Genomic DNA, 16,435 nt, shown 5'->3' with positions numbered 1-16,435 from the left:
TTAACCCAGATGGAGTAGAAGATGGCAAATCGAATAGTAATTATAGGGGGTGTCGCAGCCGGCCCAAAAGCCGCCTGTCGAGTAAAACGTCTCATGCCGGATGCCGAGGTAACCGTCATCGACCAGGATACTATCATATCCTACGGAGGTTGCGGCATACCCTATTATGTCTCCGGCGATGTCTCCGACGAGAAGGAGTTGCGCTCAACAAGTTTTCATATGGTGCGGGATGAGCATTTTTTCGACAAGGCCAAGGGAGTGAAAACGCTGACTGCAACGAGGGCTTTGGCGATTGACCGGAAAAAAAAGAGTGTCCAGCTTGAAGATATCAAGTCCGGTAAGAGACAGGAGATAGAGTACGACACACTGATGCTTGCCACGGGTAGTACGCCGTTTGTCCCGCCGATCCCCGGTGTCGATGCCGAGGGTGTTTTCACCGTCAGTGATATGCATAAGGCGATAGCCATAAAAGATATGATTGCCAAAGGCAAGGTATCCAGAGCCGTAGTGGTCGGCGGTGGAGCCATCGGTATTGAGATGGCCGAGGCCTTGACCGATCTCTGGGGTATCGAAACTACTCTTATTGAGTTCCAGAACCAGCTGCTGCCGCGAATTATCGACTGGCCGCTGGCGACAATGCTGGCAAAACACCTCCGCGATCATAACGTGGCCGTGCATCTCGAGGAATCCGCTGAAGAAATTGTCGTCAAGGACGGCAAGGTCGTTGCCGTTCGAACCGGAAAACGTACCGTCGATGCCGATATGGTGATAATGTCAGTGGGTGTGCGACCGCGTTCCGAACTTGCCAGAAATGCCGGCCTTCTGGTGTCGGCCAACGGTGGTATCGTTGTCAATGAACGGATGCAGACGTCCGATCCGGACATCTATGCCGCCGGCGACTGTGTCGATATTATGCATCTTGTCTCCGGCAAGCGATTTGTTGCCCCTTTCGGCAGTATGGCCAACAGGGAAGGCCGGGTTGCCGCCGATAATATGGCCGGAATCCCTTCGGTCTTTAAAGGCGGTGTGGGCAGCTTTATCGTCAAGGCCTTCGAGATGTCATTAGGTTCAGTCGGTCTCAGTCTCCAGGCCGCCCGGGCCGAAGGTTTTTCCGCGGAATTTTCCCTTTCCTCACCCATAGACCGGGCACATTTCTTTCCAGGACATGATATTCTTATCCTCGAGTTGATTTTCGACAGGAGGAGCAGAAAAATTCTTGGTTTACAGGGGGTCGGGCCGGTCAACGATGCCCTTTCGGCTCGGATTGATGCCGCGGCCGTGGCCATTACCGCCGGGGCGACGATCGATGATTTTGCCAACATTGAAATGGCCTATTCTCCGCCGTTTTCTCCGGCCATCGATCCAATCAATGCCGCGGCCTATATTGCCGATAATCTCTGTGATAAACGGATGCGGCAGATATCGATTGAAGATTTCTACAGTTTTATGGACAACCCGTCCAGTCATCCGGACTGGCAGGTGCTTGATGTCCGCCATAAAAACGAGGCAGCACCTTTTATCGAACATTTTGGCGCCGCTCTGTGGCATTCTCTCCCCTATGAGCAGATACGCGATCGTTACGCGGAACTGCCGACGGATAAGAAATTCATCGTCTTTTGCAACGCCGGTTCCAGATCTTTTGAAGTGCAGACCTTCCTGGACTACGCCGGGATAAAAAACAGTGTTGTTCTGCCGGGCGGTTTCAATGTCATCAGGCGAATTGGGGCTGACTGGTTGCCGGTAAGCTGATAATCTTTCGTCCGGCAATGTGTTTCTAGTTCAGCAAGAGTTTTTCAACCCCGGTGTTTTTGCACAGCGTGCCCCTGCCAGACAAGCAAAGGCACGCTGTGATATGGGCAACACATCAGTTGGGATAAGGGTGTTTTATTGAAAAATACTGCAAGGGCACGGGTGCGACAGAGTAAGTATGGCTGAACTGAATCCGCAGCATATGATTGAAGAACTCCAGGACAATATCAAGTCTTGGTGCCGCTATGGCTCTTCTTACAGGGGAAGGGAGGCAATAAGGTCAAAGTATCTGCCGACATCCTCCGGCTTGTGCGCATCAGAGCCGAAAATAAAAGGGATGTTATACGATTGTGCCATGGCCAGGATGCGCCGGTTCGGAAACTGCTCCCGGCGTATGGCAAAGCCGGAACTGTTGATTTCGATGGCCATGCCTTGGGCACTGACCGCCTGGAGCAATGTGTCGATTAAAACATAGTGCGACTCGGTGAAGGAGATTTCCGGTAAATAGCGTAGAGCAGCGTCGAGGTGGCAGAGCATGGTGCCTGGTAGAGAGCGGACTGCCTCGGTCAGGATTGTGAAGTAACGATTGAGGAGTATTTCGACGCCGATCTGCCGGGCAAGCAGGACGTTCCTTTCCTTACTGCTGAACATATTCAGATGATCGGCCATCCCGTCAATTTTTAGAAAATGACAGGAAATGCCTATCTGGTCCCAGCGTCTTTCGCCAAGTCTTGCTTGCAGGATGTCGCGGTAGTCAGGATTGTAGCCGCATTCGACGCCCAGGCCAATGACTATTTTGTCTTCGTATGCGGCTTGCAGCCTCTTACCTTCGGCGAAATAGCTGTCGAAATCTTCCGCTGACAGCCAGGTTTTTCCCTGGATATGTCGTATACCTTCCTCCATATGCTCCAGGAAGATAATTTTTTTCAGTCCTTTGCGGATGGCGGCCTGGACGTACTCCTCCATCTCACCGACTGCATGACCGCAGAGTCGGGTATGGATATGACTGTCGCAGAGAGATGTGGCGGGCGAACCGGGATTTTTTATCACCATGACAGAGGTGCCGAAGTCTATCTGGCAGAGACGCTAACTCAAGCGTTTCCTTTAGGAAAGAAGTGTAACACCCCATCGATATCGGAGGTATCACAGACATGGCCGAGTTCAAGTTCCAGATCAAGGTATTCTTCGATACCTTCAATCTTCAGGGAGAGGGCAGGACCATCGGGAAGATGATAGACGACGGTACTGACACCGGATAAATCAATCGGACGACTAAATATTTTCATTCGTTAAAACCCTTGTCATGCCGGTCTCCCGGCATACTAAAAAAATAAATAAAATACGGGGGCAGAGTGACATATACGAACTATTATGGAAAACTGCAAGGGGTAAGCTGAAATTTTCGAGCAGTTTGTTCGGGCAGAACGTGACAAAATATGCCGCCGGAGCCCAGCAAAAGGTGCAAGACGTGGTGCGCAGTTGAAAGTAGTTTACACAATGGGTGGAGATGTTTATGATGAGAGGCTCTCGGCAATAAACTTCAACCCTGCAGCAAAAGGGTTCCGATATAATATTTTACTTCTAGGTGATGTAATGAGTAAGAAAGAAAGTGACGCCAAGGTACAGACGATTTTCGGTAAGGAAAAAAATCCATCGTCAATTGAACCGAAAAAATTGACTCTCGACAGTCCGTTAAAATTTCGCTGTCACCCGGGGGTACGATGTTTTACCGCCTGTTGCGGCGGCATCAAAATAATTCTCACCCCCTATGATATTCTGCAGCTGACCAGAAGACTGGAAATCCCGGCCCATGAGTTTTTGCATACATATACTCTGCCGACCTACCTTGAAAAAACCGATATGCCGGGTGTTATGATCAAATTGCGGGAAGAGGACAATAAATGTCCTTTCGTCACCCCTGATGGATGTACCGTGTATACCGATCGTCCTACCGCCTGCCGGTATTATCCCGTCGGCATGGCTGATTTCCATGAGGGCGGTTCGAGAGACGCCGACGGTGAGGAGGTTAAAACGGCCGAAGAAAAGTTTTTTTTCACGGTCAGGGAAGACCATTGCAAGGGTTTTGAAGAAGATAAAAAATGGACCATCCGTGAATGGCGGGCAGACCAGGGGGTGGATGTCCGCGACGAGATGAACAAGGAGTGGTTGCGACTGGTCATGCGGCGTAAGTCCTATGGTCTCCAGGCCACCCTGTCTGAACAGGCAAAACGGATGTTTTTCATGGCTTCTACCGATATCGCCACTTTCCGTAAGTTTGTTTTCGAGAGTTCCTTTCTCGACACCTATGATTTGGATCAAGAGACTATCGACAAGATCCGGGAAGACGATGTCGAATTGATGCTTTTTTCTTTTAAATATCTGGCAGCAACCCTTTTTGGCGCCCAGACCTTGAATATAAAAGAGGAAAAAATTAAGGCGAAGGTGGCCCAGATAAAAGAACGGCAGGATGAAACCGTTCTGCAGTCGATCAAGGAATATGAGGAATTGAAAGCCCAGACCGCTGCCCAGAAGGTTGGTACCGGGGTTCTGAAAAAATAGTTTAGCAAAAAAATAATAAAAAAGGCCGCGTGGTAGTTACCACGCGGCCTTTTTTGTTTATCGTGCTGACTTCTTGATACCGCCATTTGCCGGTATCAAGAAGTTCTGAAGAAGAATTACTCTGCCACTTTTACTTCAACTTCAGGCTCAAGGGCTGCGGCAAGGCTCTTGAGGAATTTCAAGCTGTGCAGCACGTCTTTCTGCGATTCGGCAAGAAGTTCATCGGCCTTCGTCGGATTGACCCGCTTGAGCGTACGGTAACGGTTTTCGCCTAGGGCGTAATCTGCAAAGCTGATGCTTGGCTCGGTTTTCGAGTCAATGATCAGTGGATTTTTGCCTTGAGCTTCCAGCTCCGGATTGAAACGGTACAGCGGCCAGTGACCGCAGGCCACGGCCTTTTTCTGCTGCTCAAGGCCAAGCGCCATGTTGATACCATGGTTTATGCAATGGGCATAAGCAATGATCAGTGACGGTCCGTCGTAGGCTTCCGCCTCGGCAATTGCTTTTATTGCCTGTGCCGGATTGGCGCCGATGCTGATTTGCGCAACATAGACATTGCCGTAGGTGGCGAAGATCATACCCATATTCTTTTTGGGCATTTTCTTGCCACTGGAAGCAAACTGCGCGGTAGCGGCACGTGGGGTGGATTTGGACATCTGGCCACCGGTGTTGGAGTAAACCTCGGTGTCGAGTACCAGGATGTTGACATTCTCACCGGAGGCAAGGACATGATCGACGCCACCGTAACCGATATCATATGCCCAGCCGTCACCGCCGAAGGCCCAGACAGATTTTTTGACCAAAAAGTCGGTGAGGTGTAACAGGCGACGGGCGATAGGCTGACTGTTGCCTTCGAGAGCCGCATTAACCTCGGCAACCCGTGCCCGCTGGGCCTCGATATCCATCTGGGTAACCTGTACTGCCTCGAGGATAGCCGTGGTCAGATCCTGCTTGACGATGCCTGCTTCGGTAGCACTGGTCAGAAGCTCAACAGCCTGATTGCGCAGCTTGTTGACGCTGGTACGCATACCGGCACTGAATTCGGCATTGTCTTCGAACAGTGAGTTGGCCCAGGTGGGTCCACGGCCATCGCTGCGTTTCGAATAGGGCGTCGTCGGGAGATTGCCGCCGTAAATAGAGGTGCAACCGGTAGCATTGCCGATGTACATTCTGTCACCGAAAAGCTGGGAGATGAGCTTGATGTACGGTGTTTCTCCACACCCGGCACAGGCGCCGGAGAACTCGAACAGCGGTTGTTTCAACTGGCTGCCTTTGATGGTTGCCACGTTGATGTCGGCCGGATTGATTTCCGGCAGAGAGAGGAAGTATTCAACGTTTTTCGATTGAACAGCCTTAACTTCCTCACTGTTTGGAATCATCTCAAGCGCTTTGGTCTTTGCCGGACAGACACTGACGCAGAGGGTACAGCCGCAGCAATCTTCGGTGAAAATCTGCACGGCAAAACGTTGGCCTTTAAAGGACTTGCCGACGGCATCGATAGACTGGAAGGCGGCCGGGGCGTCTGTTGCTTCAGGGAAGACCTTGATGCGGTTTGCCGCATGCGGGCAGACCAGGGCACATTGACCACACTGGATGCAGTTTTCCGGGATCCAGCGGGGAACGGCGACGGCAATGTTACGTTTTTCGTACTGGGTGGTGCCGGTCGGCCAGGTGCCATCGGCGGGGATTTGCGAAACTTTCAGTTTCGTTCCGTTGCCTTCAATGATCTTGGCGGTAACTTCCTTGACAAACTTCGGGGCATTCTCCGGTACTGTCGGCGGCATCTCCTTGCCGTCAACCGTGGTGCCGAGGGGGACTTGAACGATATTCTTTACTGCGCCGTCAACCGCGCTGTAGTTCATCTCGACAACTTGGTCACCCTTCTTGCCGTAGGTCTTTTTGATGGCATTTTTGATGGCTTTAATGGCTTCATCCTGGGTAAGGATGCCTGAAATCAAAAAGAAAGCGGTCTGCATGATCATATTGATGCGTGCGCCGAGACCAAGAGCGAGTCCGAGGGAAACGGCATCAATGATGTAGAACTTGGCATTCTTGTTGATCAGATCACGCTGGACTTTTCCAGGCAGTTCATTCCAGACGGTATCTTTGTCGAAACTGGTGGTCAGCAGAAAAGTGCCGCCTTCGTCCAGGTTGCCGATCATATCAACCTGCTTGAGAAAGGCGAAGTTGTGACAGGCAATAAAATTGGCCTTGTCGATCAGATACGGGGCAACAACCGGGTTTTTACCAAAACGCAGATGACTGGTGGTGATTGACCCTGATTTTTTCGAGTCATAGACGAAATACCCCTGGGCGGAGTTATCGGTTTCGGTGCCGATGATCTTGATGGTGTTTTTGTTGGCGCCAACGGTACCGTCGGAACCGAGACCGTAGAACATGGCGCGGTACACATCCTTGCCTTCGATGTTAAAGGAGGCGTCGTAGTCGAGGCTTGCGAAAGTTACGTCATCGTTTGGACCGACGCAGAACTTGTTTTTCGGGGCCATGGCATCCATGTTGTCATAGACCGCCTTGACCATTGCCGGGGTGAATTCCGCGGAACCAAGACCGTAACGACCGGAAAGAATGACCGGCGGATAAATGGAACTGTTCGTTTCAGCCGCTTCGCCGATTGCCGCACGAACATCGAGGTAGAGAGGATCGCCGGGGGCTCCCGGTTCCTTGGTACGGTCGAGCACGGTGATACGTTCCACGGAGGAAGGCAGCGAATTAACCATGGCCTTGCAGTCGAACGGACGATAGAGGCGAACCATGACCATACCGACTTTCTCACCCTGGGAAATGAGGTAATCGACCGTCGCGGCCACGGTTTCGCAGCCTGAACCCATCATGACAACGACATTTTCCGCATCGGGCGCCCCATGATAATCAAAAAGATGGTACTGGCGACCGGTGATGCCGGCAAATTTATTCATGGTCTCCTGCATGATTGCAGGGACCGCATTGTAGTATTTATTAACGGTTTCACGACCGGTAAAATAGACATCCGGATTTTGCGCGGTACCGCGAATGGTTGGGTGATCGGGGGAGAGGGCTCTGTGGCGGTGCTCGAATATCAATTCTTCATCGATCATTTCGGCCATTTGATCCAAACCGATTTCTTCAATCTTCTGGATTTCATGGGAGGTCCGAAAGCCATCGAAGAAATGGATGAACGGGATCCTCGAGGCGAGTGTCGCCTGGACGGCGATGAGCGCCATATCCATGGCCTGCTGCACATTTTCCGAGCAGAGCATACCGAAACCGGTCTGCCGTGCGGCGTAGATATCACTGTGGTCGCCAAAAATTGACAGCCCCTGGCAGGCTATGGCCCTTGCGGTTACATGGAAAACTGTCGGGGTAAGCTCACCGGCAATCTTGTACATATTGGGAATCATCAACAGCAGGCCCTGGGAAGCCGTGAAGGTTGTGCAAAGAGCTCCGGTAGCAAGAGATCCATGGATGGAGCCGGCAACCCCGGCCTCGGACTGCATCTGGTTGACGACAGGGACGGTGCCCCAGATATTTTTTTGCAGGGACGCCGACTTGGAATCAGCTTCTGCAGCAAGAGGGGTGGAGGGAGTGATGGGGTAAAGTGTGATGACCTCACTCGTGGCATAGGCGACATGGGTGCACGCCTGGTTGCCGTCAATTGTAACCATCTTTCGCGACATAATGTGTTCTCCTTTGTTATTTCTGTGAGTTGTGCCAGCAATGTGGCGGAAACTGCCGAAATAGTGTATTTTTCCTGAGGGTTTGTGCCGTCGTGTAAGAAACACCCGGTGATAATAGTATAAGGTGCACCGAATTACAACAACTACAACGATAAATTTCGTTGGCCACTCTATGTTAAATTCGCAGCCGCGGCAACAGATGATAATTATTGATTGGTATTATAAGTAAAAAAAATTAAGGGTCAGGCAGTTGCGGCTTTTGCTGGATTGTCAAGCAACGATGGCCCTGTTGAAGATTTACGCATTGAAAGGATAGATATATGGTGCAAATTCAGGATCCGGATCTGGAAAAATTGCTTAATTTTCTTGCCTCGCAAGAGGAGTTTGTCTTTCTCGATACATCACAGCCGGACCATGAAAATGTTGAATCACTGTTATTTCTTAGGCCGGTCGATCGGCTGCTCTGCCGGGTCGGTGATGATCTTGAGCAGTATCTGGCTGCTCTCCAGGAGCGTTTGACAAACGGATTCTACCTTGCCGGCTGGGTTGGCTATGAATTCGGGGCAATGCTTGAAGGAAGGATCGGGGTGAAGATTAGCCCTGCCGCCGATAATCAATTGGTGTTGGCCGATTTAGGGGTTTTTTTTAAACCACAGAGATTTAGCCATCATACAGGTGACAACGATTTTCCTTTTGGCGCCGATTGCCGGTCCATCGAAGGAACATATACTATCTCCGATCTCCGGCCAAATATGGAGAAAGAGGAATTTTTGCAGGGGCTCCATCAAGTGCGGCAATATATCATCGCCGGTGACACCTACCAGGTGAATTACACGATGAAGCTGCTTTTTGATTTTCAGGGTTCCGCCGAAAAACTCTATGCCGTGTTGCGTAAGAATCAGTCAGTTGCCTACAGTGCCTATATCCGGCACGGTGAGGAACAGCTGTTATCCTTTTCGCCGGAGCTGTTTTTTAGAAAAAAGGGCGACGAGATCACCGTCCGACCAATGAAGGGGACGGCGGCAAAGGGATATAATGGTCTGCAGGAGCAGCGCAACAGCCGCGAACTGCATTATGACAGTAAAAACCGAAGTGAAAATGTCATGATTGTCGACCTGCTGCGCAATGATCTTGCGCGATTGATGCATGGCCATGGAGAGAGCCGCGTCTTCGTCGACTCACTGTTTGATGTCGAGTCCTATGAGAGTCTGCTGCAGATGACCTCGACAATAAAGGCCAGGAGTACGTCGACAACCATGGCTAATCTGCAGCTTACCGAGCTGTTTCGTGCCTTGTTTCCCTGCGGCTCGATAACCGGCGCGCCGAAAATCCGCACCATGCAGATTATCGATGAACTGGAAAAAGAGCGACGGGGGGTGTATACCGGGGCTATAGGCTATTTCGGCCCGGACGGATCGGCGGTCTTCAGTGTGCCTATCCGTACGGTTCGATTGCAGAAAAATTCGGGGGAAATGGGCATCGGCGCGGGGATTACCCATGATTCGATCCCCGAGGAGGAATGGAAGGAATCTCTCTTGAAAGGCCGATTTCTCACCCATGCCCAACCGGACTTTCAGCTGTTCGAAACCATTCTCTGGCGGCCTGAAACCGGCTACTGGCTTCTTGAAGAACATCTTCTGCGCCTGGCAAGTGGGGCGCATTTTTTTAGATTTTCCTGTGATTTGCCAAGGATACGCCTGCTGCTGCAACAGCAGGCCAGCACATTGTCCACAGCCACCATGTACGGTGGCTGCCATCGCCTGCGTCTGGTCCTGGCAAAGGATGGCCGGGCATCTCTTTCGGCTGTACCGTGTACTGCCCCGCTGCGCACTCAGCTGCCGGTCAGGCCGGAGCAGGAGGATATCTCCGGCTTGGCAACAATCAATTTTTCTCCCCAGCGGATAGATGCCGCAAGCCCGTGGCCTTTTCATAAAACCACCATGCGTACGCTGTACGATGCGGCATATAAACAGGCGCAGGAAGATGGCTTGGTTGATTCTATCTTCTGCAATACTGCCGGGGAGGTAACCGAGGGATGCATCACCAATATAGTGATTTACCGGGCAGGTACCTATCTGACGCCGCCGGTGGCAAGCGGTCTGCTGCCCGGGGTGATGCGCGGCTATCTGCTGACGGACACTGCTGTTCCGGTCGTCGAAAAAGTGCTGACCCCGGCGGATGTCAGAGCCGCCGAGGCGATTTTTGTCTGTAATTCGGTACGCGGCCTGGTGCGGGTAAAATTGCAAGAGCCTCCAGCCTGAACAAGCCAGGCTCAGTGCACCATTGAATCGTCCTGCTCCGCGGAGATATGCAGCGGCGGTAGGAGGAGATTGTGCTGCTCTCCCAGCTGCCGTACCGCTGTCATAAACGTTGAGGGCAGGGGGATTTCTCGTTCTTCGATAAGAAAATCAAGTTCTTTGGCCCGGAGCAGGGTGGTCGAGCTGTCACCGCCTTCCTGATGATCGCACAGGGTCTGTATGCGCAGGGCATCGGTGAGAAGTTCACGAAGAGGAGCCTGTTCCTCTTTGATGTTCAGCAGCTCCTGCTCAATGGTTCCCCAGTTTTCCTGACTAAAACGGACAAATTTCTTCTCCGGATTCTGCGTGCCGAAAACCTCATTGGTGATGGCGCCGGCGAGCATGGTAAGATGCATTTTATCCAGATCCGGTCTCTTGCGCATCAGATTGGTCCGTACTTCTTTGTAGAGAACCATCTGCACGAGGCTGACTCCTTCCCGCAACGACCTGACCAGCTGGGATTTTTTTTCGGCTGTTTCCGTTTTCATTGTCACGCTGTTATCAAAGAATAATTTTTATTGCCGGGCTGCATTGTAATTTTTTATAAATTTTCAGCCGGACTTCTTCACTTGGAACTTCGAGCTCTGCATTGAGACTATGATATTTGCCCTTGGAGCTGGTGTGCGAATGGCTGATTCTCACCGGCAGAGGAAAGCAGGCGGAAACGATGACGTCTTTAAGCAGGCTGCAGTCGATGCCAATTACCCTGTACGACCAGGTACAGGGGTATGCTATTTCAGGTCGCTCGGGTGGCTGCTGCAGCGGGTATCGGCGATCGAGTATCATGTTTGTCCTTTTGATAGGTTGTGTTGGCGTCCTCTGGGAGCCTATTATCCGACAGACTCCTGTGGAGAAAGAATCAAATTCAAAACTAATAATGAATCAGCCGGCAAGAGTCAAGGAAAAGACCGATCAGGGCACTGCAGGGTATTCATGAGAAATGCGGGGCTATGGAAAAACATAGCTAATCGTATGCAATACTCTTTTGAATAAACTGGACGCAGATGATACAATCAACCCAGTACTGTTTAACGGCAGGAAAAGGCAGCAGGAGCAGCAAAAGATATTTTATCAATTGATCCAGGTAAACGGCAAAAAAACCAGGACTCTTTACTGAAAATCAGTATCTTGAAGAGGAATCGTCATTGGAATCAAGCGAAAAGCAAGCAATACTCGACACACTGCGTGAGAGTCAAGCCCAGAAAAAAGCGATCTTCGACGGTTTCAGTGGGATTCTTATCCTTTTTGATGACCAGATGAAGGCCCAGTGGGTCAATAAGACGATATATCTCAAGTATCCCGATGCCATCGGCAAAACGTGTCATGAGATCTTCTGTGCCAAAAATGACAAATGTACTCTGTGCGCTTTTAACAGGAGTCTGCAGAGCGGCAGTATTGAATCGAGTACACAGCGGATTGGCGTTTTCGGCACAGACGGCGACGAGACTGTTTTCGACATCACCGCGTCTCCGGTAAAGGGCAAAAACGGTGAGGTTTCCGGTATGATCGGCATTGCCGAGAATGTGACGGAACAGTATCGGCTGGAAAGGCAGCTGCGGCATACCCAGAAAATGGAGGCTATCGGTACCTTGGCAGGCGGCGTGGCCCATGACTTTAATAACGTTCTTACGCCGATAATGGGCTACTCGGAAATAATACGGTTGAAATTGAAAAAAGACGGCTTTGGTGACAAGGTCGTTTACGATTATCTCGAGGAAATTCTCAAGGCATCAAAGCGAGCAAAATCCCTTGTCGAGCAGGTCCTGACTTTTTCACGCAGCACGGAGAAAAAAGCGGTACTGCAGTATATGCATCCTATCGTCAAAGAGGTGATGAAGCTGATGCGGGTTACCCTGCCGAGCACCATCGTCATCAAGGAAGAGGTCAATGAGCAGTGCGGGCGGGTGCTGATTGACCCGGTACAGATTCACCAGGTCCTGATCAACCTCTGCACCAACGCCGCCCATGCCATGGGGGGGCGACATGGCGTGCTCACGGTTAAGCTTGACAAGGTTGCACCGCCTGTAAACGGCAGGGACTCGTTGGAACTCACGGTGTCCGATACCGGCAGCGGTATACAGGAAGAGTTTCTCGATAGAATATTTGAACCCTACTTCTCGACCAAGGAGAAAACCAGGGGGACCGGCATGGGCCTGGCCATGGTGCATGGCATTGTCAGCCGTCAGGGAGGGAGCATTACCGTCGAAAGTGTGCTTGGCGAGGGTTCCGTCTTCCGGGTATATCTGCCGATAGCCCAGAAGGAGACCGTGGTTGAGCAGGTTTTATCTCTCGGGGAGCTGCAGGGAGGTGCCGGCAATATCCTGCTTGTTGACGATGAAGAGCAGGTTGTTCAGGTGACCGGTGAAATTCTTCAGAGCCTCGGCTACAGGGTGGTGGGCAGAACACTGTCACAGGATGCTCTGCAGCTTTTTTCCAGGAGACCCGAAGAGTTTGATCTGGTCATTACCGATCTGACCATGCCCGGCTTGACGGGGCTGGAGTTGAGTGAAGGCCTGAAAAAATTACGCCCGGATATTCCTATTATTCTCTTTACCGGGTATTCGGATCAGGTTTCACAAGATGATGCTTATGCGGCAGGTATAGACGAGTACTGTATGAAGCCGATATCAATGCGAGCGCTGGCGACGGTTGTCGGCCGGTTTCTTGGAACTGCTCAAGATACCGGCCAAGGTGCCCGTCAAGGGAGCAAGCGCACCTCTTTTAACGGGCCGCCGCGTTCAGTAAACTGATCTGATCGTTCAGGGTCCACAGGTCGTATATATAGCCAAAACCGAGCAGCCCGCCTGTGCAGAGATAAATCAGGCCGGTTATCCATTTGCCCATATACATTCTGTGGATACCGAACAGGCCAAGAAAAGCCAGCAGCAGCCAGGCGAGATTGAAATCAATGTGCCCTTCGTGGTAGCGGATATCCGCCTCGCGGTTCATACCCGGGATGAGAAAAAGATCGATGATCCAGCCGATAAAAAATAATCCCAGAGTGAAAAAATAGAGTGTACCGCTGAGCTGCTTGCCATAGTAAAAGCGGTGCGCTCCGAGGAACCCCAGAATCCAGAGAAGATAGCCGACCAAAAGGGAGTGTGTGGTGTGGTTATTTGTTGCCATGGCACATGAGGAGTGGTTGTTTGAATTTTTGGATTCGGCTCCAGGCCTCCTCCAGTCGAGCTTCGGTTATTGTTCCTTCGTCCAGCTTCCGCAACAGAGCATCGATCACTTTAGAGAGTATAAACGGATCACGATCAAGATTGTTGCCGATAATGAGGAGATCCACCCCGGCAGCGAGTGCTTTGCAGCAGGCGTCCTCAAGGCCATAGTGCCCGGTGATCGCTTTCATCTGCATGTCATCAGTGATAACAACACCATCAAACTGCAGTCGCCGCCGAACGAGTGTCTGTATGGTTGCGCGGGACAGGGTGGCCGGGTATTGCGCATCAAAATTTCTATGAAACAGATGTCCGAGCATGATCGCCTCGATCTGACCGGTACGTATAAGCTGTTGGTATGGCACGAGTTCGTCTTCCTGCCAGGTCTCGGTAATGTCAACAAAGCCAAGATGTGAGTCGGTGCGGGAACTACCGTGACCGGGAAAGTGTTTCAGACAGGAGAGAATTCCCAGCTGTCTGTGTTCTCTGATCCAGGCCGCAGCATGGGCGGTAACGACGGCTGGGTCCGCGGAAAAACTGCGGCCGTATTTGCCGATTATCGGATTTTCCTGATAGACATTGAGATCGACCACCGGCGCTAGATTCAGGTTTACACCAATATCGCCAAGCATCCGGGCGGTTTGTCGTGCGCTGGCAATGGTGGCATGCAGATCAGGGGAGTTGCCGAGTTGAACGGCAGCTGGTGTAACCGGGAAACCTCTTTCTTGCGTAAAGCGACTGACGTGGCCGCCTTCTTGATCTACCGCCACCAGAAAAGGTTCATCCGACAGTTCCCTTAAAGATGCCGTAAGCAGCCTTAGTTGCCTGGTATCTATGATATTATTTGTTTTTTTTGACGAGGCGAGGCAATGGTCAAAAAGAATAACTCCGCCTAAATTTCTTTTGCAGATATCTTCGCCAATCGGATCCTCAGCAGTGACCGTGTCACCCGAAAAACCGAGGAGAAAGAGTTGACCGATTTTCTGTTCGAGAGAGAGTTGCGTCATTTTTTTCCGCACGTAATGGTGTTTCCTGAATTGCCGCAGGTTGTTATGTCTTGAGGAGTACTTTCAGAGAGCACAATTGTCAAAGAAATTTTCGGGGGAATATTACTGTCAATAATATGACAGTAATATGACAGAGCAAAGAAGGGAGGGGCGTTGAGAGCAGGTGGCGGGGGTTCACAAAAATTTGAAGCGACTATTTTATTGAAAAATAATGCAATAATATCAATACTATGATTGTTTTTTTGATGGTTTGTCGCTTTTTGGGTGTGACGTCGATGGTATAAAAAGTGCATAAGAGTCCATAGAGAAATAAAGGTAAAGATTTTTTGCTGACAGCCGATAATTACATAAGCATAAAAAATCTTTTAAAATGAACAATATTGAGGAACATCGCTCATGACTCTTAGAACGCAGGAATTTCAAATATCCGGATCGAACCTGCAGCAGGCGGAGTTGGAAAAGGTTATGGTCGAGCTGGATAATGTCAAAAAACAGTCAGAACGACTCGATCTCACTAATAAGCTGCATGCAAGAATGGCCGGGGTCCTCAGTCTGACGGGAATGATTGAAGCCTATTCCGTCTGGCTGATGCCGTTGGTCAACCATGAATTGATCGGCTACAACAACAGCAGCCGCAAAAAACGACATCTGTTCTGTTCCGGTCATGGACCTAATAGGCGTAAAGCCATTGCCTTTGCCGAACAACTCATCGAAAACAAGTCACCCTTTCAGGGTTCCTTTACGAAAAAAGATGGACGATGTGCTTATAAGTGGATTTTTGAAAGTGTCGATGACGCCGGAATCCTGTTGATTCTGAAAAAAGGGCATGCGTTGTCGCCTGAGGAAATAAATCTCATCAATCATTCTCTGGAGATTTTGGCCGAATGTCTACGCCGCGGGCTTGCCTATGAGGAATTGTTCGAGCGGGCTAGCAATGACGCGCTCACCGGCCTGTCCAACAGACGGGTATTTGACGAACGCATCTCTGGGTTGATAGAAAGTGCCAAGCGGTACCACCATCCTTTGTCGATGATCTCCATGGATCTGGATAAATTCAAGATGATTAACGATAACCTCGGCCATCAGGTGGGAGACGAGGTGTTGAAGTCCGTAGCGCAGGTATTGAAACAGGCCGTTCGATCAACTGATCTGCTTATTCGCATGGGTGGCGATGAATTTCTGCTCATCCTCGACAACACCGACCTGAGAAGTGCCAGAATTTTGGCGGAACGATTGTGTGTCGCGGTCGATACGCTGAATATCTGGGCGGACGATGCAACAAAACTGGGTGTTTCTATCGGGCTTTCACAACTCAAGCAGGAAGAATCTCTGAAACAGTGGCTGGAGCGCACCGATGATATCCTCTATCATGCCAAGGCGGAAGGGCGATCAAGGGTTGCGGTAGAATAGCTTTTCCGTACCATAAAGATTACCAGCAAACGACAAAAAAAAGGCCGACTCTCAACAAGTCGGCCTTTTTGTTTGTGTTGATAAGGATAAAACTGCCTGGATGTTATTCGCCGGTCTTCTTGAGGGCAATTTTGATCGGGATCGCATGCAGCGACCGGCTGTGCTGCTCGGTATAGCCGAGGCTCCAGTCACCGCATTTGCAGGTGTCACCGAGCAAGGTATCGAGGTCGCGGACAATGCCGGTAATGTTGATAACAGGGTGGCGGGAAAAAACCTGGGGCAGCCCCTGGGTAAGGTTACAGGCCAGACAGCAATTTGGGCGTTCATGCAGGAGCAGTTCCATGATCAGGGTGCTGCCGTCGCATTCCCGATATGCCAGTTCGATATCATAGGCTCCCTCGTCGGCATCACCAAACAGGGCTTCAAAAAAATCATTGGCCCGGTCTTTTGGAAAAATCTTCTCTAAATTCTCTTTGGTCAGAATGGTTTTGAAGGTATCGGTTGTCATGGGTTGCGTTATTATAGAAGGAATGGTGGAGGAGGCGAAGAGCCGTTGAACATAAAAACAGCGACAA

Annotated in this window: 13 protein-coding genes; 5 read left to right on the top strand and 8 right to left on the bottom strand. The window is 50.7% G+C overall.

Going from position 1 to position 16,435, the window contains the following annotated elements; genetic code table 11:
- Window positions 1-21: 21 nt before the first annotated feature.
- The gene (locus ACYQ8U_RS14965) at window positions 22-1,749 is read left to right on the top strand and encodes an FAD-dependent oxidoreductase (RefSeq protein WP_459946360.1); all 1,728 of its coding nucleotides are present in this window, start codon (window positions 22-24) and stop codon (window positions 1,747-1,749) included.
- A 255-nt stretch (window positions 1,750-2,004) separates the two neighbouring features.
- Here ACYQ8U_RS14965 and ACYQ8U_RS14960 read toward each other — a convergent pair whose 3' ends face one another.
- Window positions 2,005-2,802, bottom strand: a complete 798-nt coding sequence (locus ACYQ8U_RS14960; RefSeq protein WP_459946359.1) for a histidinol-phosphatase — start codon at window positions 2,800-2,802, stop codon at window positions 2,005-2,007.
- Window positions 2,803-2,840: 38 nt separating this feature from the next.
- On the bottom strand, window positions 2,841-3,035 hold the full coding sequence (locus ACYQ8U_RS14955) for a hypothetical protein (protein ID WP_459946358.1): 195 nt from the start codon (window positions 3,033-3,035) through the stop codon (window positions 2,841-2,843).
- Between the two features lie 307 nt (window positions 3,036-3,342).
- Here ACYQ8U_RS14955 and ACYQ8U_RS14950 point away from each other — a divergent pair, with 307 nt between their 5' ends.
- A complete protein-coding gene (locus ACYQ8U_RS14950) occupies window positions 3,343-4,308 on the top strand; it encodes a YkgJ family cysteine cluster protein (RefSeq protein WP_459946357.1) in 966 nt (321 codons plus the stop codon).
- Between the two features lie 116 nt (window positions 4,309-4,424).
- Here the strand turns inward: ACYQ8U_RS14950 and nifJ are convergent, their stop codons facing one another.
- Complete coding sequence (gene nifJ, locus ACYQ8U_RS14945) at window positions 4,425-7,982, bottom strand: pyruvate:ferredoxin (flavodoxin) oxidoreductase (protein WP_459946356.1); 3,558 nt, start codon at window positions 7,980-7,982, stop codon at window positions 4,425-4,427.
- A 320-nt stretch (window positions 7,983-8,302) separates the two neighbouring features.
- Between nifJ and ACYQ8U_RS14940 the strand changes: the two genes are divergently transcribed.
- Window positions 8,303-10,243, top strand: a complete 1,941-nt coding sequence (locus ACYQ8U_RS14940; RefSeq protein WP_459946355.1) for a chorismate-binding protein — start codon at window positions 8,303-8,305, stop codon at window positions 10,241-10,243.
- 11 nt (window positions 10,244-10,254) lie between these two features.
- Here ACYQ8U_RS14940 and ACYQ8U_RS14935 read toward each other — a convergent pair whose 3' ends face one another.
- Both ACYQ8U_RS14935 and ACYQ8U_RS14930 read right to left on the bottom strand, forming a co-directional pair.
- Window positions 10,255-10,767: a hypothetical protein gene (locus ACYQ8U_RS14935; RefSeq protein WP_459946354.1), complete on the bottom strand. Its 513-nt coding sequence runs from the start codon at window positions 10,765-10,767 to the stop codon at window positions 10,255-10,257.
- Between the two features lie 13 nt (window positions 10,768-10,780).
- Window positions 10,781-11,065, bottom strand: coding sequence for an HP0495 family protein (locus tag ACYQ8U_RS14930; RefSeq protein WP_459946353.1), 285 nt, complete (start codon window positions 11,063-11,065; stop codon window positions 10,781-10,783).
- Window positions 11,066-11,424: 359 nt separating this feature from the next.
- On the opposite strand from ACYQ8U_RS14930, the gene ACYQ8U_RS14925 reads away from it, so the two are divergent.
- Entirely contained in the window at window positions 11,425-13,029 is a 1,605-nt protein-coding gene (locus ACYQ8U_RS14925) for a hybrid sensor histidine kinase/response regulator (RefSeq protein WP_459946352.1), read from the top strand.
- Here ACYQ8U_RS14925 and ACYQ8U_RS14920 read toward each other — a convergent pair.
- Together ACYQ8U_RS14920 and ACYQ8U_RS14915 are read right to left on the bottom strand one after the other, a co-directional pair.
- Window positions 13,001-13,405: an NINE protein gene (locus tag ACYQ8U_RS14920; RefSeq protein ID WP_459946351.1), complete on the bottom strand. Its 405-nt coding sequence runs from the start codon at window positions 13,403-13,405 to the stop codon at window positions 13,001-13,003. The genes ACYQ8U_RS14925 and ACYQ8U_RS14920 overlap by 29 nt on opposite strands.
- On the bottom strand, window positions 13,392-14,450 hold the full coding sequence (locus ACYQ8U_RS14915) for a glycoside hydrolase family 3 protein (protein WP_459946350.1): 1,059 nt from the start codon (window positions 14,448-14,450) through the stop codon (window positions 13,392-13,394). Before ACYQ8U_RS14915 ends, ACYQ8U_RS14920 begins: the two co-directional genes overlap by 14 nt.
- A 396-nt stretch (window positions 14,451-14,846) precedes the next feature.
- Between ACYQ8U_RS14915 and ACYQ8U_RS14910 the strand changes: the two genes are divergently transcribed.
- Window positions 14,847-15,860: a GGDEF domain-containing protein gene (locus tag ACYQ8U_RS14910; protein WP_459946349.1), complete on the top strand. Its 1,014-nt coding sequence runs from the start codon at window positions 14,847-14,849 to the stop codon at window positions 15,858-15,860.
- Window positions 15,861-15,963: 103 nt separating this feature from the next.
- Here ACYQ8U_RS14910 and ACYQ8U_RS14905 read toward each other — a convergent pair whose 3' ends face one another.
- A complete protein-coding gene (locus ACYQ8U_RS14905; protein ID WP_459946348.1) occupies window positions 15,964-16,368 on the bottom strand; it encodes a pancreas/duodenum homeobox protein 1 in 405 nt (134 codons plus the stop codon).
- Window positions 16,369-16,435 lie beyond the last annotated feature (67 nt).

The sequence above is a fragment of the Desulfocastanea catecholica genome (assembly GCF_054657295.1).
This window is presented reverse-complemented; position numbering and strand designations above follow the sequence as displayed.